13 protein-coding genes and 4 pseudogenes are annotated in these 21,832 nt (G+C 71.9%); 15 read left to right on the top strand and 2 right to left on the bottom strand.

The features are described 5' to 3' along the window. Positions 1-66: 66 nt before the first annotated feature. The 11 genes and pseudogenes from ACH413_RS11690 to ACH413_RS11640 all read left to right on the top strand — a co-directional run. Positions 67-8,508: pseudogene (locus ACH413_RS11690) on the top strand (SDR family NAD(P)-dependent oxidoreductase); the annotation flags it as partial. Continuing rightward, positions 8,491-8,919, top strand: a pseudogene (locus tag ACH413_RS11685) (hypothetical protein); the annotation flags it as partial. The pseudogenes ACH413_RS11690 and ACH413_RS11685, both read left to right, overlap by 18 nt. Then, positions 8,899-9,504: pseudogene (locus ACH413_RS11680) on the top strand (SDR family NAD(P)-dependent oxidoreductase); the annotation flags it as partial. The pseudogenes ACH413_RS11685 and ACH413_RS11680, both read left to right, overlap by 21 nt. Positions 9,505-9,654: 150 nt before the next feature. Beyond that, positions 9,655-10,023 (top strand): annotated as a pseudogene (locus ACH413_RS11675) (acyl carrier protein); the annotation flags it as partial. 45 nt (positions 10,024-10,068) lie between these two features. Then, complete coding sequence (locus ACH413_RS11670; RefSeq protein WP_396424968.1) at positions 10,069-10,932, top strand: alpha/beta fold hydrolase; 864 nt, start codon at positions 10,069-10,071, stop codon at positions 10,930-10,932. Positions 10,933-10,952: 20 nt separating this feature from the next. Continuing rightward, positions 10,953-12,173, top strand: coding sequence for a cytochrome P450 (locus tag ACH413_RS11665; protein ID WP_360031055.1), 1,221 nt, complete (start codon positions 10,953-10,955; stop codon positions 12,171-12,173). Continuing rightward, the gene (locus tag ACH413_RS11660) at positions 12,170-13,396 is read left to right on the top strand and encodes a cytochrome P450 (RefSeq protein ID WP_360031053.1); all 1,227 of its coding nucleotides are present in this window, start codon (positions 12,170-12,172) and stop codon (positions 13,394-13,396) included. The genes ACH413_RS11665 and ACH413_RS11660 overlap by 4 nt, the downstream gene beginning before the upstream one ends. Continuing rightward, positions 13,393-14,619 (top strand): cytochrome P450, encoded by a 1,227-nt coding sequence (locus ACH413_RS11655; protein WP_360031051.1) that lies wholly within the window; start codon positions 13,393-13,395, stop codon positions 14,617-14,619. The genes ACH413_RS11660 and ACH413_RS11655 overlap by 4 nt, the downstream gene beginning before the upstream one ends. Next, complete coding sequence (locus ACH413_RS11650; protein ID WP_360031049.1) at positions 14,619-15,356, top strand: alpha/beta fold hydrolase; 738 nt, start codon at positions 14,619-14,621, stop codon at positions 15,354-15,356. Before ACH413_RS11655 ends, ACH413_RS11650 begins: the two co-directional genes overlap by 1 nt. 36 nt (positions 15,357-15,392) lie before the next feature. Then, positions 15,393-16,322, top strand: coding sequence for a hypothetical protein (locus ACH413_RS11645; RefSeq protein WP_360031048.1), 930 nt, complete (start codon positions 15,393-15,395; stop codon positions 16,320-16,322). Between the two features lie 37 nt (positions 16,323-16,359). Then, positions 16,360-16,929 carry a helix-turn-helix domain-containing protein gene (locus tag ACH413_RS11640; protein WP_360031046.1) on the top strand — a complete coding sequence of 190 codons (570 nt, stop codon included), beginning with the start codon at positions 16,360-16,362 and terminating at the stop codon, positions 16,927-16,929. Here ACH413_RS11640 and ACH413_RS11635 read toward each other — a convergent pair. After that, positions 16,926-17,837 carry a PDR/VanB family oxidoreductase gene (locus tag ACH413_RS11635; protein WP_360031044.1) on the bottom strand — a complete coding sequence of 304 codons (912 nt, stop codon included), beginning with the start codon at positions 17,835-17,837 and terminating at the stop codon, positions 16,926-16,928. The two genes, ACH413_RS11640 and ACH413_RS11635, sit on opposite strands and share 4 nt — an antisense overlap. A gap of 165 nt (positions 17,838-18,002) precedes the next feature. Here ACH413_RS11635 and ACH413_RS11630 point away from each other — a divergent pair, with 165 nt between their 5' ends. From ACH413_RS11630 to ACH413_RS11615, 4 genes are read left to right on the top strand one after another with little or no spacing between them, the layout of a single operon-like run. Continuing rightward, the gene (locus ACH413_RS11630; protein ID WP_360031042.1) at positions 18,003-18,383 is read left to right on the top strand and encodes a hypothetical protein; all 381 of its coding nucleotides are present in this window, start codon (positions 18,003-18,005) and stop codon (positions 18,381-18,383) included. A 4-nt stretch (positions 18,384-18,387) separates the two neighbouring features. Continuing rightward, positions 18,388-19,287, top strand: a complete 900-nt coding sequence (locus ACH413_RS11625; protein ID WP_360031040.1) for a pyridoxamine 5'-phosphate oxidase family protein — start codon at positions 18,388-18,390, stop codon at positions 19,285-19,287. A 13-nt stretch (positions 19,288-19,300) separates the two neighbouring features. Then, a complete protein-coding gene (locus ACH413_RS11620) occupies positions 19,301-20,488 on the top strand; it encodes an aminotransferase class I/II-fold pyridoxal phosphate-dependent enzyme (protein WP_360031038.1) in 1,188 nt (395 codons plus the stop codon). After that, on the top strand, positions 20,485-21,210 hold the full coding sequence (locus ACH413_RS11615) for a DsbA family protein (RefSeq protein ID WP_360031036.1): 726 nt from the start codon (positions 20,485-20,487) through the stop codon (positions 21,208-21,210). Before ACH413_RS11620 ends, ACH413_RS11615 begins: the two co-directional genes overlap by 4 nt. A gap of 3 nt (positions 21,211-21,213) precedes the next feature. Here ACH413_RS11615 and ACH413_RS11610 read toward each other — a convergent pair whose 3' ends face one another. Next, entirely contained in the window at positions 21,214-21,831 is a 618-nt protein-coding gene (locus ACH413_RS11610; RefSeq protein WP_360031034.1) for a TetR/AcrR family transcriptional regulator, read from the bottom strand. Position 21,832: the final 1 nt, after the last annotated feature.

Genomic DNA, 21,832 nt, shown 5'->3' with positions numbered 1-21,832 from the left:
CCCACCGATCCACCGAGGAGAACGCCCGAGATGGCGAACGAAGACACCCTCCGCGACTACCTGAAGCGGGCCACGGCCGACCTTCAGCAGGCGCGGCAACGGCTCGGCGCGACGCGCTCGCAGCTGGCCGAACTCGAGGCCAGGGCCAGGGAACCGATCGCCATCGTCGGGATGAGCTGCCGCTACCCCGGTGGCGCCGACACCCCCGGCGGGCTGTGGGACCTCGTCGACCGCGCGGGGGAGGGCATCGCCGAGTTCCCGGACGACCGCGGCTGGGACCTCGGCAGGCTCTACGACCCGGATCCCGACCACCTGGGCACCTACTACGTGCGGGAGAGCGGCTTCCTGCGCGGGGCCGCCGACTTCGACCCGGCGTTCTTCGGCATCTCGCCCAGGGACGCGCTCGCGATGGACCCCCAGCAGCGGCTGCTGCTGGAGCTGTCGTGGGAGGCCGTCGAGTCGGCGGGCATCGCGCCGGCGTCGTTGCGCGGCAGCAGGACCGGTGTGTTCGCGGGCGTGATGTACAACGACTACGCGGCTCGGTTGCAGCCGGTGCCCGATGGTTTCGAGGGGTTCATCGGGAACGGCAGCGCCGGCAGCATCGCGTCGGGTCGCGTCGCCTACACCTTCGGCTTCGAGGGTCCGGCGCTCACGATCGACACGGCGTGCTCGTCCTCGTTGGTGGCACTGCACCTGGCGGTCGCCGCGTTGCGCCGCGGCGAGTGCTCGATGGCGCTGGCCGGTGGCGTGACGGTGATGTCCACCCCGACCGCGTTCATCGAGTTCAGCCGGGCGCGCGGGCTCGCTCCCGACGGCCGCTGCAAGTCGTTCGCCGCGTCCGCCGACGGCACCAGCTGGGGCGAGGGCGCCGGCATGCTGTTGGTGGAAAGGCTGTCCGACGCGCTGGCGCTGGGGCACCCCGTGCTCGCCGTGGTCCGCGGCACTGCGGTGAACCAGGACGGTGCGTCCAACGGGCTCACCGCGCCCAACGGCCCGGCCCAGCAACGGGTCATCCTCGAAGCGCTCGCCGCCGCCGGCCTGGAACCGTCCGATGTGGACGCTGTCGAGGCGCACGGCACCGGCACGGTGCTGGGCGACCCGATCGAGGCGCAGGCGGTGCTCGCCACCTACGGCCAGAACCGTGCACAACCGCTCTACCTCGGCTCGCTGAAGTCGAACATCGGGCACAGCCAGGCCGCGGCGGGCGTCGGCGGCGTGATCAAGATGGTGCAGGCCATGCGCCACGGCGTGCTGCCGAAGACGCTGCACGTCGACGAGCCGAACCCGCGGGTCGACTGGACCGCGGGTGCCGTCGAGCTGCTCACCGAGGCCCGTCCGTGGCCGGAGACCGGACGGCCGCGGCGTGCGGGCGTGTCGTCGTTCGGCGTCAGCGGCACCAACACCCACGTCGTCCTCGAACTGCCCGACGAAGACGCGCCAGCCGACCGGGGGAGCCCTCCGGTGCTGCCGTTGCTGATCTCGGCACGCAGCCGCGAGGCGATTCCGGCCCAGGCACAGGCACTTCTGGACCACCTGGCGGACGAATCGTCCCTTGTGGACGCCGCGTTCACCACGACGACCCGTGCCCGGCACCCGCATCGTGCGGTCGTGCTCGGCCGCGACCGAGCCGAGCTGCTGTCCGGGCTGGCCGATCTCGCGGCGGGCACGGCGATCACCGACGTGGCGGCGCCGGGCAAGACCGCGTTCCTGTTCTCCGGGCAGGGCGCCCAGTACCGGGGCATGGCCACCGAGCTGTACGAGACCTATCCGGTGTTCACCGCCGCGCTCGACGCCGCACTGGCCGCGCTCGACCACGGTGTGCGGACGGCGGTGTTCGACGGCGACCGGCTCGACGACACCGAGTTCACGCAGCCCGCGCTGTTCGCGGTCGAGGTCGCGCTGTTCCGGCTGCTCGAGGCGTGGGGCGTGCGGCCGGACCTCCTGCTGGGCCATTCGATCGGCGAGATCGCCGCCGCGCACGTCTCCGGCGTGTTGTCGCTGGCGGACGCGGCCACGCTGGTCACCGCCAGGGCGAGGCTGATGCAGGCGCTGCCCGCGGGGGGCGTGATGGTCGCCGTCGAGGCCGCGGAGGGCGAGATCAGCCCGACCCTGCCCGACGACGTCGCGATCGCCGCCGTCAACGGACCCGGCTCGGTGGTGCTGTCCGGTCCGGCCGAAGCGGTCACGGCGGTCGCCGCGGCCTGGGCGGACAAGGGCCGCAAGACGCGGGAACTCACGACCAGCCACGCGTTCCACTCGCCCCTGATGGCACCGATGACGGGCGAGTTCCTGGCCGCTGTCTCCGGTCTTTCCTTTGGCACGCCGACGATTCCGGTCGTGTCCACGGTGACCGGTGAGCAGATCACCGACGAGTTCGCTGATCCGCGCTACTGGGTCACGCACGTGCTGGCCACCGTCCGGTTCGCGGACGGCATCGCGACTTTGCACGAGTCCGGCGTGACGACCTTCGTCGAGGTCGGCCCCGGTGGCCGGCTGGCCGCGCTGGTCAGTGACTGCGCACCGGGAGAGGCGGTCGCGACGCTGCGGCCGGAGCGGCCGGAGCCCCTGACGTTCGCCGCCGCCGTCGCCCGGCTGCACACCCGCGGCCGGGAGGTGGACTGGGCCGCGCTGTTCGACGGTGCCCAGCGGATCCCGCTGCCGACGTACGCGTTCCAGCGCGAGCGCTTCTGGCTGGACGCCAAGGAGACCGACGGCGACGCGGCCTCGGTCGGTCTGGGGGCGACCGGGCACCCGCTGCTCGGTGCCGCGGTGTCCCTCGCGGCCGGTGACGGCTTCCTGTTCACCGGTGTGCTGTCCCGGCGCGCGCACCCCTGGCTCTCCGACCACGCCGTGCTCGGCACGGTGCTGCTGCCCGGCACCGCGATGCTCGAACTCGCGCTGAGGGCAGGGGAACAGGCCGGCTGCGAGCGCGTCGAGGAGCTGACGCTCGAAGCCCCGCTGGTCCTGGGCGACGACGCCGTTCAGGTGCAACTCGCGGTCGGTGCGCCCGATGCGGGTGGCCGCCGGAGCGTCGTCCTGCACTCGCGGCCGGACGGTGCCGCGTTCGACGAGCCGTGGGTCCGGCACGCCGCCGGTTTCCTGGCGCCGGGTGTGGCCGCCGCGGGACCGGACCTGACGACGTGGCCGCCCGCGGACGCCGAGCCGGTGTCCGTCGACGGGATCTACGACGCCGTCGAGGCCGCGGGTTTCCACTACGGCCCCGCTTTCCGCGGACTGCGTGCCGCCTGGCGCCGGGGTGAGGAGGTGTTCGCCGAGGTCTCGCTCGACGAGGACCACGCCGCCGCCGCGGAGCGCTTCGGCCTGCACCCCGCACTGCTCGACGCGACCCTGCACGCGGCAGGACTGGCGACGCCGGACGAGGCGCCGCAGGGACGGCTGCCGTTCACGTGGACCGACGTCTCGTTGTTCGCCGCCGGTGCTTCCAGCCTCCGAGTACGGCTGGTGCCGGCGGGAACCGGTGCCGTGTCACTGACTCTCGCCGACCCGGCCGGCAAGCCGGTCGCCACGATCGGTTCGCTGGTCTCGCGGCCGGTGTCCGCCGACGGCCTGAACGCCGGGCGGAGCCTGCGCGACGCCCTGTTCGCCCTGGAGTGGCAGCCCGCTCCCGCCGGTGACTTCGCCGGACCCGTCGAGGTCGTGCGTCTTCCGTCCGTCGAGGGAGAGGTGCCCGACCAGGTCCGCCGGACGAGCGCGATCACGTTGGAGGCGTTGCAGAACTGGCTGGGCGGAGACCATCCGGCCGACGCCCGGCTCGTGTTCGTGACGCGGGGCGCGGTGGCGGTGCGCGACGGCGAGGACGTCCCGGACCTCGCCGCGGCCGCCGCGTGGGGACTCGTGCGGGCCGCGCAGTCGGAGAACCCCGGCCGGTTCGTGCTCCTGGACACCGACGACCTGACCGATGAGGTTCTCGAGGCCGCGGCGGCCACCGGCGAACCCCAGCTGGCCTGGCGTGACGGCGAACTGCGGATGCTGCGGCTGGCTCGCGCGGCTCAGTCCGATGTGGACGCTCCGGCGTTCGACGGCACGGTGCTGATCACCGGCGGGCTGGGCAGCATCGGCGCGTTGGTCGCCCGGCATCTGGCCGGGCAGGGCGTTCGCCGGTTGGTGCTGACCGGCCGCCGCGGGCTGGACACACCGGGTGCCGCGGAACTGCTCGAGGAACTCGGTGCCGATGCCTCTGCGGTGGCCTGCGATGTGGCCGACCGGGATGCCTTGTCCGCTGTTCTCGACGGCATTCCGGACCTGACCGCCGTCGTGCACGCCGCCGGTGTGCTCGACGACGGTGTCGTGGAATCCCTGACACCGCAACGGTTCGAGGCCGTGTTCCGGCCGAAGGTGGACGCCGCCTGGGCGTTGCACGAGCTGACCCGCGACCGGCCGCTGGCCGCGTTCGTGCTGTTCTCCTCCGCCGCTGGTGTGCTCGGCGGCGCGGGACAGGGCAACTACGCCGCCGCGAACGCGTTCCTCGACGCGCTGGTGACCCACCGCCGGGCCGCCGGCCTGCCGGGCACCGCGATGGCCTGGGGCGCCTGGGCCACCGGCATGGCCGCGGAACTGGCCGACGCCGACCTGCGCCGGATGAGTCGCGGCGGCATGGTCCCGCTGTCCACAGCGGACGGTCTGGCGCTGTTCGACGCCGCCCTCTCCGGTCCCGCTCCGGTGTCCGTGCTGAGCCGCCTCGACCTGGCCGCGCTCGGCCGGCAGGCGTCCGCCGGGATGCTGCCCTGGTTGCTGCGCGGCCTGGTCCGCACGCCGATGCGCCGCGCGGGCGAAGCCGTCGACGCGGCCCTCGCGCAGCGGCTGACGGGCCTGGTGGAGGCGGAACGTCGTGAGGTGCTCGCCGACGTGGTCAGCACGCACGTCGCCGCCGTGCTCGGGCACGGTTCGGCGGCCGCGGTGGACCTCGACGGTGCGTTCAAGGACCTCGGCTTCGACTCGCTGACCGCCGTCGAGCTGCGCAACCGCCTCGGCGGGGCGACCGGGCTCCGGTTGCCCGCGACGCTGATCTTCGACTACCCGAGCCCCTCCGCCCTGGTGGAGCACCTCGTCACCGAACTCGGCGGTGCGCAGGCACCGGTCGCCCCGGCCACGACGGCGGGGCCGGTCGACGAGCCGCTGGCGATCATCGGCATGAGCTGCCGCTACCCCGGTGGCGTCAGTTCGCCGGAGGAGTTCTGGGAGCTGCTCACCGAAGGCCGCGACGGCATCTCGGGGTTCCCGTCCGACCGCGGCTGGGACGTGCCCGACACCGGCGACTTCGTGCCGGAGGGCGGGTTCCTCTACGACGCCGACCGCTTCGACCCCGAGTTCTTCGGCATCTCCCCGCGCGAGGCCATGGCCATCGACCCGCAGCACCGCCTGCTGCTGGAGACCGCCTGGGAGTCGTTCGAACACGCCGGCATCGACCCCGTGACGTTGCGCGGCAGCAAGACCGGTGTCTTCGCCGGCCTGATGTACCACGACTACGTCTCGCGGCTCACCTCCGTGCCGGACGACCTCGCGGGCTACCTCGGCAACGGCAGCGCGGGCAGCGTGGCCTCCGGCCGGGTCGCTTACACCTTCGGGCTGGAAGGGCCCGCGGTCACGATCGACACGGCGTGCTCGTCGTCGCTGGTCGCCCTGCACCTCGCCGCGCAGTCGCTGCGGTCGGGGGAGTGCTCGATGGCGCTCGTCGGCGGCGTGACGGTGATGTTCACGCCGACGGCGTTCCTCGAGTTCAGCCGCCAGGGCGGGCTGTCCGGCAACGGGCGGTGCAAGTCCTTCGCCGCGTCGGCGGACGGCACCGGCTGGGCGGAGGGGGCGGGAATGCTGCTGGTGGAACGGCTTTCCGACGCCCGCCGCCACGGTCACCGCGTGCTCGCCGTGGTGCGCGGCACCGCGGTGAACCAGGACGGCGCGTCGAACGGGCTCACCGCGCCCAACGGTCCCGCGCAGCAACGGGTGATCCGCGCCGCGCTGGCCGCCGCCAGGCTCGCACCGTCCGATGTGGACGCGGTGGAGGCGCACGGCACCGGCACCGCGCTCGGCGACCCGATCGAGGCCCAGGCCCTGCTGGCCACCTACGGACAGGACCGCGCGGACGAGCCGTTGTGGCTCGGCAGCGTCAAGTCCAACATCGGACACACCCAGGCCGCGGCCGGGGTCGCGGGCGTGATCAAGATGGTGCAGGCCATGCGGCACGGCGTGCTGCCGGCGACCCTGCACGTCGACGAGCCTTCCCCGCACGTCGACTGGCAGGCGGGCCAGGTCGAGCTGCTCATGGCGGCCAGGCCGTGGCCGGAGACCGGGCGGCCGCGCCGTGCGGCGGTCTCGTCGTTCGGTGTCAGCGGGACCAACGCCCACGCGATCCTGGAGGCGAGCCCGGACGCGCCGAACAGCACCCCGCGACGTTCGGCGGCTGTCCTCCCCTGGGTGATCTCGGCGCGTTCCGAAGCTGCTCTGCGAGGCCAGGCAAGGGCGTTGACCTCCGTGGCCGACGACCCCGCGGATGTCGGCTGGTCTCTGGCCACCACGCGGGCCACGTTCGACCATCGTGCCGTGGTGATCGGCGGTGACTTCGCCGCGGGCTTGACGGCGTTGACCGAAGACACGCCGCACGCTTCTTTGGTGCGCGGCACTGCTACCAGGCCCGGCAAGACCGTGTTCGTCTTCCCCGGGCAGGGCTCGCAGTGGCAGGGCATGGCGGCCGAACTGCTGGAGTCCTCGCCGGTGTTCGCCGGCCGGATGGCCGAATGCGCCGCCGCACTCTCGTCCTATGTGGACTTCTCCGCCGTGGAAGTGTTGCGGGAGAGCCGCGACCTGGACCGCGTCGACGTGGTCCAGCCGGTGCTGTTCGCCGTGCTGGTGTCGCTGGCCGCGGTCTGGCGCGCTCACGGCGTCGAACCCGCCGCTGTCGTCGGGCACAGCCAGGGCGAGATCGCCGCCGCCGTCGTCGCCGGCGCGTTGTCGCTCGACGACGGCGCGCGGGTGGTCGCGTTGCGCAGCAAGGAGATCCTGGCGCTGAGCGGCGCCGGCGGAATGGCCTCGGTGTCGTTGCCCGCGCAAGCCGCGGGAGAACGGCTGGAGCGGTGGAACGGGCTTTCGCTCGCCGCCGTCAACAGCCCGTCCTCGGTGGTGATCTCGGGCGACGCGGGGGCGTTGAGCGAGTTCGTCGACGCCTGCGTGGCCGATGGCGTGCGCGCCAAGCTGATCCCGGTCGACTACGCCTCGCACTCCGCGCACGTCGACCGCATCCACGACCGGCTTCTCGAGGTCCTCGCCCCGATCACGCCGCGTGCGGCGGAGATCCCGTTCTGCTCGGCGGTGACCGGGGACCTCCTCGACACCACCGGACTCGACGCGGCCTACTGGGCCAGGAACCTGCGGGACACCGTCGAGTTCGCGGCGGCCACGACGACCCTGCTGGCCAGTGGCCACGGTGTGTTCGTCGAGTGCAGCCCGCACCCGGTGCTCACCACGGCGATCGAGGAGACGGCCGAGCGGCCCGTCATCGCGGTCGGCACGCTGCGCCGTGAGGACGGAGGACCTGCCCGGCTGCTGACCTCGCTGGCCGAGGCCTACGTCCAGGGCGTGCGGATCGACTGGACCGAGGCGTTCCCCGACGCCCAGCGGGTGGACCTGCCGACCTACGCCTTCCAACGCGAGCGCTACTGGCTCGAATCGCCTGCGGGGGCGGGGGATGTGGGCTCGGCCGGGCTGGAGTCCGCCGGTCACCCGTTGCTCGGCGCGGTCGTGGCGTTGCCGGAGTCCGGCGGCTTCCTGTGCACCGGCGTGCTGTCTCTGCGCACTCATCCGTGGCTGGCGGACCACGCACTGCTCGGTAGCGCACTGGTTCCCGGCACGGCTCTGGTCGAACTCGCCCTCCAAGCCGGTGCGCACGCCGGCAGCCCGGTGCTGGAAGAGCTGACGCTGGAAGCGCCGATCACGCTCCCCGCACTCGGCGGGATCCAGGTGCAGGTCGTGGTCGGAGCCGGCCGCGAGGTGACGATCCACTCGCGCCCCGCCGGTTCGGAAGAACCGTGGACCCGCAACGCTTCTGGCCTGCTCGGCACCGGCGAACCGGCCGGAACGCCGCTGACCGAGTGGCCGCCCGCCGGTGCGACCGAGGTCGAACTGGACGGCGCCTACGCGCTGCTGGCCGAGCGAGGATTCGGCTACGGGCCGGCCTTCCAGGGCCTGCGCGCGGTGTGGCGGCGCGGTGAGGAGATCTTCGCGGACGTCGCCGTCGACGCGGACGACGCGGACCGGTTCGGCCTGCACCCCGCGTTGCTCGACGCGGCACTGCACGCGGGCATGGTCGCGGGTGCCGACAGGGGCGACGCGCGGATGCCGTTCGCGTGGACCGGCGTCAGCCTGCACGCCGTTGGTGCCGCGGCGATCCGCGTCCGGATCACCCCGGCCGGGACGGACGGTCTCCGCCTCGACGTCGCCGACAGCGCGGGCGAACCCGTGCTGACGATCGGGTCGCTGGTGACCCGTCCCGTCTCCGCCGAGGCGTTGAACACCCGGCGCGATCCGCTCTTCCGCGTGCAGTGGACCCCGGTGGCCGTGCCCGCTGACACCGCTTCGACGGGCCCGGTTCTCGTCGTGGTGGCGTCGGGCGACGTGCACGAGACCACCGCCGGAGTGCTCACGTCGTTGCAGGACTTCCTGTCCGACGAGGACTCCGCCGCGAAACGGCTCGCGGTCGTCACCCGTGGCGCCGTCGCGGCCCTGCCCGGCGAGGACGTCACGGACCTGGCCGCGGCCGCGGTGTGGGGACTCGTGCGGTCCGCGCAGACCGAGCACCCCGGCCGGTTCGCGCTGATCGACGCGGAGCCGGCGACACCGGACGAACTCCTGACGAGGCTCGCCGCGAGCGACGAGCCGCAGACCGCCGTGCGGAACGGGCACATCCATGTGCCGCGCCTCGCCCGTTCCGCCGGTTCGGAGACCGATCCGGCCGGGTTCGACCCGGCCGGATCGGTGCTCATCACCGGAGGCACCGGACTGCTGGGCGGCCTGGTGGCCCGGCACGTGGCTCGCCAGGGAGCCGGGCACGTCGTGCTGACCAGCCGCCGCGGCCGTGCCGCCGACGGCGCTGACGCCCTGGTGGCAGACCTCGAAACGGCGGGAGCGCGCGTCACCGTCGCGGAGTGCGACGCGTCCGACCGTGACGCACTGGCAGCGGTTCTCGCCTCCATCCCGGCGGAGTTCCCGTTGCGCGCTGTCGTGCACGCGGCCGGTGTTCTCGACGACGGCGTGCTCGACGGCCTCACCCCGGAGCGTCTCGCCACCGTGATGCGGCCCAAGGCCGACGCGGCGTGGCACCTGCACGAGCTGACCCGCGACGCCGGGCTGACGGACTTCATCCTGTTCTCGTCCGCCGCCGGAGTGCTGGGCAACGCCGGGCAGGCGGGGTACGCCGCGGCCAACGCCTACCTGGACGCGCTGGCGACCCACCGGCGGGTGGCGGGGCTGCCCGCCACGTCACTGGCCTGGGGCCTGTGGGACGAGGCCAGCGACCTCACCCGCAAGCTCGGTTCGTCCGGGCGGGACAAGGTGAACCGGGCCGGCCTGCGGCCGTTGTCGTCGGAGGAAGGCCTGCGCCTGTTCGACGCCGGTCGTTCGGCGGAGGACCCGGTGCTGGTGCCGATGCACCTCGACGTCGCCGCGCTGCGGACGCAGTTCGGCGCGGGTGGCGTGCCGCCGTTGCTGCGCGGGCTGATCAGGCCCGCCGCTCGCCGGGCCGCCGCGACCGCCGGCGACGTCGCGTCGCTGACGGAGCGGCTGGCCGGGCTGACCGGGGACGCACGCCAGGCCGCGCTGCGGGAGGTCGTGCTGACCCAGGTGGCCGGAGTGCTCGGCTTCGCCGGTCCAGAGGCGATTCCGGCCGGCGTCGGCTTCCCCGAACTGGGCTTTGACTCGCTCACCGCCGTCGAGCTGCGCAACCGGCTGATCGGGCTCACCGGGCTGCGGCTGCCGGCGACGCTGGTGTTCGACCACCCCACGGCGGACGCGCTCGTCGAGTTCCTCGGCGGCGAACTCGTTCCCCAGGCCGCCGCTGAAGTGTCCACTGAGGACGCGACCGTGGAGCAGCCGGAGACCGGCTCGATCCAGCTGCTGTACCGCAAGGCCTGCGACGAGGGGAAGATCGCCGAAGCCGTCGAGTTCATCAAGGCGGCGTCCCGGCTGCGCCCGTCGTTCGACAGCATCACGGAGGTCGGGCAGTTCCCGGAACCCGTCCGGCTCGCCCGCGGCGACCGGACGCCGGACCTGCTCTGCTTCGCCGCTCCCGTCGCGATCACCGGGGCCCAGCAGTACGCGCGGTTCGCCGCCGGGTTCCGCGGCGAACGCGAGGTCACCATGGTGCCCGCGCCCGGATTCCGCCCCGGCGAGCTGCTGCCGGCATCGGTGGAGGCGACCGTCGAACTGCAGGCGGAGCTGGTCTGGAACCGCGCGGGCGGCACACCGTTCGTGCTGCTCGGCCACTCGTCCGGAGGCTGGCTCGCGCACGCCGTGGCCACGCATCTGGAACAGCTCGGCTCACCGCCTGAGGGCATCGTGCTGATGGACACCTACCTGCCGCGGAGCGGGCAGATCGACCGGTTCAAGAGCACCTTCGTGACCAGTGCGCAGGACCGCGAGGAGGCCGTCGGCGGGATCGACGACCTGCGGCTGACCGGCATGGGCTGTTACTTCCGGGTGTTCGCGGACTGGGAGCCGCAGGACACGGCGGTGCCGACGTTGTTCGTGCGCGCCACCGAGTCCCTGCAGTCGGTCAGCGGTGAAGGGGAGTCCGGTGACGCCTGGCGGCCGAGCTGGACCGCGCCGCACGTCGGCGTCGACGTTCCCGGCAACCACTGGTCGATGATGGAAAGTCACGCCGCGGCCGGCGCCGACGCCGTGCGCTCATGGCTCGAACAGCTTTGATGACAAGGAAAAGGACTGAGATGACCGAGTTCGTCATGCCGGCGTTCGACCCGGCGCTGCTGCCCCCGTCCGTCCGCTTCGGACTGTCGGACACGTTGCCGTGGCTGGGCCGCATGCGCGCCGCCAACCCGGTGCTGCGCGACCCGTTCGGCATGCACCACGTCTTCACCCACGCCGAGGTGCAGAAGGCGCTGGGCGACCCCGGCACGTTCTCCAGCGACCCGTCGCACGTGATGCCGCAGGCCGCCGCGGAGCTGTCCGCGGGCATGCTCGCGGTGATGGACCCGCCCGCGCACACCAAGGTCCGCCGGATCGCGAGCGCGGCGTTCACCCCGAAGCGCGTCAAGGACCTCAACGAGCGCATCGACGCGATCGCCGGGGAACTCCTCGACGCGGCGACGGAGGACGAGTTCGACTTCGTCACGTCGTTCTCGCAGTACCTGCCCCTGGTCGTGGTGTCCGAGCTGCTCGGCATCCCGAGGGCCGACCTGCCGCAGTTCCTCGGCTGGACCGAGCAGCTGCTCCAGGTCACCGTGCCGAACCCGAACGACGCGGCCGAGATGGACGCGGCGTTGCAGGCGGCGCTGTTCGGCCCGCTCGTCCAGATGCAGCAGTACATGGCGGGGCTCTGCGCCGAGCTGCGCGCGAACCCGCGCGACGGGTTCATCAGCGACCTGCTCCAGGCCGAAGTGGACGGTGAGCGGCTCGCCGACCACGAGGCCGTCAACCTCGCCATCCAGCTGTTGCAGGCAGGGCACATCACCTCGGCGTCGGTGCTGGCCAACTCCGTGCTGAAGCTCGCGGAGAACCCCGGGATCGAGGCCAGGCTGCGCGCCGACCCCGCGCTGATCCCGGCCGCGGTCGACGAGGTCCTGCGGTTCACCCCGCCCGTGCCGCGGTTGCAGCGCTTCACCACCACCGACACCGAGCTGGGCGGCGTGCAGATCCCGGCGAAGAGCATGGTCTTCCTGTCGCTGCTCTCGGCCAACCACGACGAGGCCGAGTTCACCGACCCGGACACGTTCGACATCGACCGCGGCGCCTCCCGCAACCTCACCTTCGGCCACGGCATCCACTACTGCTTCGGCGCGGCCCTGGCCAAGACCGAGGCGAGGCTCGGCCTGGCGGCCCTGCTGCGCCGCTTCAGCTCGATCGAGGTCCTCACCGACGAGCCGGTCGAGTTCTACGAGAGCGAGCTGTTCACCCCGAAGTCCGTCCGCGTCCGGGTGAAGCGGGCGTGACCAGCTCTCTGTCCACTGAGGACATCCCTTCGGCGCGGTTCGGTCTCGCGGACCAGCTCGCGTGGCTGCGGCGGATGCGGGAGCGGGGCGAGGTGCACGTCGACGGGTTCGGCAACCACCACGTCTTCCCGTTCGCCGACGTCGAGCGGGTCACCAAGGATCCGGCGACGTTCTCCAGCAACCCGGCTCACGTGCTGCCGGCGGACGTGCCGAACATGACCGAGGGGATGATGCTCGTCACCGACCCGCCGCAGCACGGCAAGCTGCGGCGGCTCGCGGCGCAGGCGTTCACGCCCCGCAAGATGCGCGACCTCGCCCCGCGCGTCGCCGAGATCGCCGGCGACCTGCTGGACCGGGCGCCCGCAGGCGGGTTCGACGCCGTCGAGCACTTCACCGTCGAACTGCCCGCCGTCATGATCGCCGAGCTGTTCGGGATCCCGGCCGCCGACGCGGGCGCGTTCCGGACGCTGGTCGAGCAGATCATGGAGATCGAGCCGCCGAACCTGACCGACGAGGCGGCCGTGCGCGCGGCCGCGGACAACGCGCTGGGCGGCCCGTTCCTCGAACTGATGGGCTACCTGCTGCAGCTGTGCGCGCGGCGGCGGGCCGAACCGGCGCCGGGCCTGATCGGCGACCTGGTGCGCGCGGAGTTGGACGGCCAGCGCCTGACCGATCCCGAGGTCGCGAGCCTGGCCGTGCAGATCCTGCAGGCCGGCCATCTCACGACCGCCGCGGTGCTCGGCCACGCCCTCGTGCTGCTGGCTGAGCATCCCGAGGCACAGGCGGCGTTGCGGGCGGACCGGTCGCTGCTGCCGGGCGCGGTCGAGGAGGTGCTGCGCTGCCGTCCTCCCTCGACGCGGTTGCAGCGCTACACCACGGTCGACACCGAGATCGCCGGGCACCCGATCCCGGCGGGCGCGGTCGTCGTGCCGTGGATGCTCTCGGCGAACTACGACGACGCCGTGTTCGCCGACCCGGACACGTTCGACATCCGCCGCGGCTCGAACCGCCACCTGACGTTCGGCCACGGCATCCACTTCTGCCTCGGCGCGATGCTCGCGCGCGTGGAGGTGACCGGCGCGCTGGACGTGCTGTTCGACCGAATTCCTGTGTGGACGGTCGACGAGGCCGTCGAGTACCGGGAATCCCATCTGCTGTTCGCACCGAAGCGGGTCCCGCTGGTCGTCAGCACCACCACAACCGATCGGAGAGATCCGGCATGACCCTCGACACCACCACGACCGAGCTGCCCGCGTTCCCGCTTCCGCGCGGCAAGTGCCCGTACCAGCCGCCCGCCGGATACGCGGAGCTGCACCGGACAGCGCCGCTGTCGAAGGTGAAGCTGGTCGACGAGAAGACGGCCTGGGTCGTCACCGGCTACGCGGAGGCCCGCGCACTGCTGTCCGACCCGCGACTGTCGGCGGCCCGCTCGCACCCGGACTTCCCGAACAACGCCAAGATCATGCCCGGCACGGGGATGCCGCAGCCGGTCCCCGAGGGCGACGCGCTGACGTTCGCGCAGCTCGACGACCCCGAGCACAACGCCCAGCGCCGGCTGGTGATCCCGAGCTTCACCCTGCGGCAGGCCAAGATGATGCGGCCGAAGATCCAGCGGATCGTCGACGGGCTGATCGACGACATGGTGGCCGGCGGCGACACCGCGGACCTGGTGTCGCAGTTCGCCGTGCCGTTCCCGTCGCTGATGATGGCGGAGCTGTTCGGCGTGCCGGAGGAGGACCGCGGGGTCTACACCGAGCACGTCCAGTACCTGGCGACGCGGCCGGACATGATGATCCCGGCGATCTACACCCTCAGCGACTTCTACATCAAGCTGTTCGACAGCAAGCGCTCCGAGCCGGGCGAGGACCTCGCCACGCACATGGTCACGAGCTTCGACGAGCGTCCCGGCGAGATCGGCTTCCAGCAGCTGCTCAACTCGGCGATGCTCGTGACGGTGTCGGGCAACGAGTCGACGATGACGATGATCTCGCTCGGTGCCTTCGCGGTGCTCAACAACCCGGCACAGGCCGACGTCCTGCGCGAGGACCCGGCCGGCGCCGCGCCGCGCGCCGTCGAGGAGCTGCTGCGCTACATCTCCGCGGGTGACATCATCTCGCGGCTCGCGACCGAGGACATCGAGGTCGGCGGCCAGACGATCCGCGCGGGCGAGGGAGTCATCCTGGCGACGCCGGCGGTCAACCGCGACCCCGAGGCGTTCCCCGAGCCGGACGAGCTGGACCTGCGCCGCGACGACAAGACGCACCTCACGTTCGGCCACGGCCCGCACCAGTGCGTCGCGATGAACTTCGCCACGGCCGCGCTGGAGGTCGTCTTCTCGACCCTGTTCGCCCGCCTGCCGAACCTGCGCCTGGCCGTGCCCGCGGAGGACGTGCCGCCTGGTGGCCTGGGCGTGTACCGCGTGGCCGAGCTCCCGGTGACGTGGTGATGGAGGACCGCAACGCCTGGTTCCGCCGCTTCCACCCCACCGCGGCGCCCAAGGCACGCCTGGTCTGCCTGCCGCACGCGGGAGGTTCGGCGTCGTTCTTCTTCCCGGTGTCCAGGGCGCTGGCCCCGGACGTGGAGGTGCTGGCCGTCCAGTACCCGGGCAGGCAGGACCGCCGCCAGGAACCGATGATCCCGACGATCAACGCCCTGGCCGACCGGATCACCGCGCTGCTGGACTCCGACCTGCCCCTGGCGCTGTTCGGCCACAGCATGGGCGCGATGGTGGCCTACGAGGTGACGCGGCGCCTGGAAGAGCAGGGCACCGGCCCGGCGGCCCTGTTCGTCTCGGGCCGCCGCGCGCCGGACCGCTACCGCGACGACCGCGTGCACACCCGTTCCGACGAGGGCGTGATCGCCGAGATCCGCCGGCTGAGCGGCACGGAGGCGGACCTCCTCGGCGACGAGGAGGTCGTGCGCATGATCCTTCCCGTGCTGCGCAACGACTACCGCGCCGTGGAGACGTACCGGCACACGCCCGGCGCGCTGCTCTCGACGCCGGTGGTGGCGTTCACCGGCACCGAGGACCCGGTGGCTCCGCTGCCGGACGTGCGGGCGTGGGCCGAGCACACCACCGGCGGGTTCGAGCTGGTCCCGCTGCCCGGTGGGCACTTCTTCCTGACCCGTCACCAGGACGTGTTGCTGCGGATCATGGCCGAACGGCTGGTGGTGGCCGCCTGACCCGGAATCGGCGCCGCCGGTCCTAAGCTGCGTCGCATGGTCGATGACGACGCTGTCGCCGGACGCAGGTTCAAGGTCACCGCGCAGTTCGAGGTGGACGTGGCGGACCCGGCGGCGTTGGAGCGGGCGGCGCTGGCGTACATCGACGGAATGGTGTTCGCGCTGGACTCCGGGCAAACACAGGAACAACTGCGTGCCGCTGAACGAGACGACGTCGCGGGGGACTCGGCCGCCGCGCTGTCGCTGCTCCTCGACCTGGACGCCGTGGTGGACGTCGAGGGTGTCGAGGTCGGCGATGCGGAGTACTCGGTCGAGGCGAACGGTCACCTGCGGCCGTCGCCTGACTTCGCCGCGTTGTTCGAGGTGTGTGCGTGCGGGCGGCCGTCGTGCGGGCGGTGTGCCGGCTTTCAGGTGACGTCGCGCACGGCGGCCGTGTTGTGGTGCATGGCGGGGTTGCTCGCCGATCACGCCTACGACGACGTGGCCGAGTACGGCGACCACCCGGTGACAACGACCGTGCAGTGGTCGGTGTTCGACGAGTTCCCGCGGATCACGTGGCGGCAGAACGCGATCTGGCGTCGTCAGGCCGCGCGGTCGTTCGACGATCTCGCCGAGGACCTGGCGGCGGGGCGGGTGCCGCAACCTTGTTGTGCGGCGGAGGAGATGGCGCTGCACCTCATGCTGAGCTACTCGAGTGACGCGGTCGACGACGGCTGGTCGGGCCTGGAGAAAGACTTCAGCGCGCTTCCGGCGCACACCGACGATCTCGACTGGGAACTGCTGCGGGAAGTCCTCTTCCAGGACAACGACATTCTCGAGCTGTTCGATCCCAGCCGGGACGGCATCGAGGACCCCGACGACGAGCAGAACCGGGACCTGCGGATGGGCGACTACACCGCGCCCGCGTGGTTCACGCCCTTCGACGGCCTGCCGGCACGTGATCCTCGCCGGCCGTTCCGCCGCTGAGCCCTCTATTTGACCGAAGGTTCGGTAATGTGGAGGGATGGCACGACCTCCTCTGATCGGCGAAGCCGACCTGATCGACCTCCTCATGGCGGTGTTCCGCGAGAAGGGGTTCGACGGGACCTCCATCGGCGACCTGTCGACGGCCTCCGGGCTGCGGCGGGCGAGCCTCTACCACCGGTTTCCCAACGGCAAGGAGGAGATGGCGGAGGCCGTCCTGAACGAGGTCGGGCAGCGGTTCCTGTGGATCCTGCAGCCGATGCGGGAGGACGAGGACGTCGCCAGGGGGATGGGGGAGACGGCGGGCAGGCTCGCCGACTTCTACGGTGCCGGGGCGTTGTCCTGCGTGCTCGACACGATGACGCTGGCCGGGGCGCCGGAGAAGATCCGGGAGCAGGCGCGGTCGCTCGCGCGGACGTGGATCGACGTGATGGCCGAGGCGTCGCAACGGGCCGGGCGCAAGCCTGACGACGCGGTGCACGCCGCCAAGGACGCTTTCCTGCGCATCGAGGGGGCCTTGGTGCTGGGGCGGGTGATGGGGGACCACGAGGCGTTCGCCGAGAACATCGCGCTCATGCCGTCCCTCCTGTTGCCTGACCTGGAGAACTAGAGGTCGAGCACCAGTCTCGGGCACCGGGACCGCGAGACGCAGATCATCATCGTGTCCGGCGACTTCTCGTGGTCGAGGTAGTCGTCGCGGTGGTCCGGGGTTCCTTCCAGCACGCGTGTCTCGCAGGTGCCGCAGAAACCCTGCGTGCACGAGTAGTCCGCCTCGACACCCGCCTCCAGCAGGGCGTCGAGCACCGAGACCCCGTCCTCGACCCTGACGTCCACTTCGGACCGTGCGCAGTGCACGTCGAAGCCCATGGTTCCGTCGGTCGGCAGGCTTTCCGCGACGAACCGCTCGACGTGCAGCGTGCCGGGTTCCCAGGCGCCGCAGGCTTCTCGCACCGCCTCGATCATCGGCTCGGGGCCGCAGCAGTACACGGCCGTTCCGCTGGTGGGCGTCCCGAGCACTTCGGTGATCGGAACGCGGCCGCCGGGGACGAGGTGGACGCGGTCGCCGTACCCGGCCAGATCATCCACAAAGGACATGGATCCGCTTCTGCCGCTGTACCAGAGGGTCCAGGGCACGCCGGACCGGTCCGCCTCGGCGATCATCGGCAGGATCGGCGTGATGCCCACCCCGCCCGCGATGAAGACGTAGCCGTCAGCGGGGACGAGTTCGAAGAGGTTTCGAGGGGTGCCTACCGTCACTGTGGCGCCCTCTGCCGCCGGGGAGTGGAGCCACGCCGAACCGCCTCGCGACGTGCGTTCGCGCAGGACCGCGATGCGCCAGCGGGACCGGTCCGCGGGGTCGCCGCACAGCGAGTACTGGCGCGTGAGCCCGGTCGGGAGGGTCGCGTCGACGTGGGCGCCCGGTCGCCAGGGCGGCAGGTCCTGCCCGTCGGGCGCCACGAGGGTCAGCGCGATCACGTCCGCGGCCACCGCTGTCCGCGCGGAGATGGTGACGTCCATCCCGATTCCTCCTGAGTAGCAGTGCCTCGATTTGAATTACCGAACGTACGGTCAAAAACTCTGGAAGTGAAGCCGGGCGACCAGTGGGCGTGGTCACCTTGAAGTTTACCGATCGTTCGGTAACTATGGTTCGCGTTGGCCTTCCGAGCCGCGAGGAGCAAGTTCATGAGCAGCAAGACCGCCGTTGTGGTGCTGTCCGACCCGTCGACCGGCACCGAGGAGGCACTGGGCCGCGTCTTCAACGCGCTCGCCGCCGCGTGGGAGTTCGCGCAGGGCGGCGAGGCCCTGGTGCTCTTCCAGGGCGCGGGCACCCGCTGGCCGGCCGTGCTGGCGGACGCGGCGCACCCCGCGCACGAGCTGTACACGGCGGTGAAGAAGCAGGTCGCGACGGTGGCGTCCGGCGGCTGCGCGGTCGTCTTCGGTGCGACCGAGGGCGTGGAGGCCGAGGGCATCAAGCAGGTCAGCCAGAACCAGGCACCCGGTACCAACGGTGTCGGCAGCATCGGGGAACTGGTGCGGTCCGGCTACCAGGTCCTGACCTTCTGACGCCGTGACGAACCTCGTCGACCGGCTCGCCTTCCACCCCGGCGAGCTCGAAGCGCAACGGGTGGCCGGAACCTCCGAGCTGGCGGCGAGGGTCCGGCCGATCATCTCGGACGCCATCCCGCGCGGAGCGTTCGACTTCCTGACGCGCCAGCAGATGCTGGTGCTGGGTGCCCAGGACCGCGACGGACGGCCGTGGGCCACGAATCTGGCAGGCCCTGAAGGGTTTCTGTCCGCGCTCGACTCGCACACGTTGCGCGCCAACGCGACCGTCGTGCCGACCGACCCGCTGGCCGGCGTCCTGCGGGACGAGGCGGACGTGGGCACGCTCGCCATCGACCTGGTGATGCGCAAGAGGTTGCGGATCAACGGCCGGTGGCGGCCCGTGGACGGGGGCGGTGAGATCGACGTGCACCAGGCGTTCGGCAACTGCCCCAAGTACATCCAGGCCCGCGTGATGACGGAGGAGCCCGACGGTTTTCACCCCGTGGCACGGTGGAGCGAGGCACTCGACACGGCCCAGTCGGTCCTGGTGTCGTCCGCCGACACGTTCTTCATCGCGACCGCGGCCGCCGGTGGTGCCGACGTCTCACACCGCGGCGGCAACCCGGGGTTCGTGAAGGTCGTCTCGCCCACTGAGCTGACCTGGCCGGACTACGTGGGCAACGCGATGATGATGACCGCCGGCAACCTCGGCCTGAACCCCTTGGCGGGCCTGCTCTTCCCCGACTGGCGGTCCGGCGCGACCCTCCAGCTCACGGGGACCGCGGAGGTGCGCTGGTCCGCGGGCGACGAGAGCGGGCCGGCCAACGGACACGAGACGGTGTTCCGGATCGCCGAGGCGGTCTGGACCGAGAACGCCTTCCCCGCCGGCTGGACGGAACCGGTCTACTCCCGCTTCAACTGACTGGACGGTGACGATGAGCGATCGCTCCCATCTGACGACCCGTGCCGCACGAGCAGGCGTCCACGGCGAAAGCGGGCCGCTGGTCCCCGCGCTGCACCAGACGACGGTGCACAGCTACCCGGATCTGGCTTCGCTGCACCGAGTTCTCGACGGCGAGGACGGCGGGAACGCCTACTACCGCTTCGGCCACTACAACGGACACGTACTGGAACGGGCGGTGGCGGACCTGGAGGGCGCGGCCGAGGCGGTCACCACGGCGTCCGGCATGGCCGCGCTCACCGCCACGGTGCTCGCACTGGCCGAGGCGGGCGATCACGTCGTCGCCGACCGCAACGCCTACGGCGGCACCAGGAGCCTGCTCGAAACCGACCTCCCCCGGCTCGGCATCCGGACGACCTTCGTGGACGCCGCGGATCTCGACGAGGTCGGCCGCGCCCTCACCCCGCAGACCCGTCTCCTGCTCGTCGAGGCCCTGACCAACCCGACGCTGCGGGTCCCCGACCTGCCCGCGCTGGTGGCGCTCGCCGGGCGCACCGGAACCACCGTCGCCGTCGACGCCACGTTCGCCACGCCCGCCCTGTTCCGGCCGCTCGAGCACGGCGCAGACCTCGTGTGGCACAGCATCCCCAAGTACCTGGGCGGTCACTCGGCGGCGATGGGCGGCATCGTCGCGGGTTCCACCGACCTGATCAGCCGGATCCGGCAGTCCGTCGTCCACCTGGGCGCGACGCAGGCCCCGTTCGACGCCTGGATGGCCCTGCTCGGCCTGAAGACGCTGCCGCTCCGGATGCGGGCGCACACCCGTGGCGCGACGGCCGTCGCCGAGTTCCTCGCGACGCATCCGGCGGTCACGCGCGTGCACCACCCATCGCGACCCGACCACCCGCACACCGGCACCGCCGCGCGGCTCTACCCCGACGGCACCGGCGGCATGCTCTCCTTCGAACTCGCGGGCGGCCGTCCGGCCGTGGACGAGCTCATCCGCCGCCTCAGGCCGTCGATCCCGCTGTCCGGAAGCCTCGCCGACGTCGCGACGACGCTCGTCCACCCCGCCACGACCACACACCGATCCCTGCCGCCGGACGAACTCGAGGCGCTCGGCATCACGGACGGACTCGTGCGACTGTCAGTGGGCATCGAGGAGCCGTCCGACCTCATCGCCGAACTCGGCGCCGCACTGACGACAGGAGAAAGCTCATGAGCGGCAACGCTGACGTCAACTTCTACTTCGACCCGATCTGCCCGTTCGCGTGGATGACGAGCAAGTGGGTCAGGCTCGTCCAGGCGCAGCGCGGCTACACCGTCGACTGGCGGTTCATCTCACTGCGCCTGATCAACTCGCACCTCGACTACGACAGCCACTTCCCCGCGGAGTACGAGGCCCAGCACACGGCGGGCCTGCGGCTGCTGCGGGTGGCGTCGGCCGTGCGGGAGAAGCACGGCCGCGAGGCGGTCGGCCCGCTCTACGCCGCGTTCGGCGCCCGGATCCTCGAAACCGGTCCCGACGAGGCGCGAACCCCCGGCTGGCAGGGCACTCCCGCTCTCGCCGCCGCCGCGCTCACCGAGGCCGGTCTGCCGGCCTCGCTCGCCGACGCTCTCGACGACACGGACCGCGACGCCGAGATCCAGGCCGAGTCCGACGAGGCGTTGTCGTTGACGGGCAAGGACGTGGGCACGCCGATCATCCACTTCGAACCGCCGCACGGCGTCGCGTTCTTCGGACCGGTGATCAGCCGGATGCCCGACGAGCAGCAGGCCGCGCAGCTGTGGGACCACGTCGTCGGCCTCGCCCGGTTCCCCGGCTTCGCCGAGCTCAAGCGCAGCCTGCGCGAGCAGCCGCAACTGCCGTCGTTCGGCGTCACGACGCAGGAGACCGGGAAGGTCGAGGACTGGCACGCCGGGAGCCGCAGGCTGAAGAAGTGACCGCTAGTCGCCGCGCAGGTAGCGGGTGACCATGTGCACGAGCTCGTTCTCGAACGTCTCGACCGGGGTCGTCTGCGGGGACGCGGCGAACCGGTGGGTGTTGAGCTCCACGGTGAACACGATGAGGTCGACCGCGGTGTCCAGGTCGTGCACCCGCACGTCGGGGTGGCGGGCGAACAGGTCGCGGACCTGGGCGACGCGCTGGGCGCCGTGGCGGGTGATCGTGTCGCGCAGCTCCTGCGAGAACTGGCCTTCCTCCACCATGATCCGGAGCAGCTGGGGGTCGTCGCGGTGGTTGTCGATCGCGTCGCGGACCAGGGCCCGCACGACCGGTTCCAGCGTTCCCGGTGCCAGGCCGAACTGTTCGGTTCCCGTCCACGTGCCGCGGTCGACGTGGCGCACCAGCAGTTCGGCCAGGATCGCGTCCTTGTTGGGGAAGTACTGGTACAGCGAACCGATCGAGACGCGGGCCCGTTCGGCGATGCGGTTGGTGGTGCCCGCGGCGTAGCCGTGCTCGGCGAAAACGTGAGCAGCCGCGGTGAGGATGCGGTCCCTGGTGAGTTCCGCCCGGACCTGCCGTGGCTTCCGACGTGGGTCGATGTCGCGGTTCGCCGACGGCATG

The organism is Lentzea sp. NPDC020367 (assembly GCF_044387305.1).
GTDB lineage: Bacteria > Actinomycetota > Actinomycetes > Mycobacteriales > Pseudonocardiaceae > Lentzea.
This window is presented reverse-complemented; position numbering and strand designations above follow the sequence as displayed.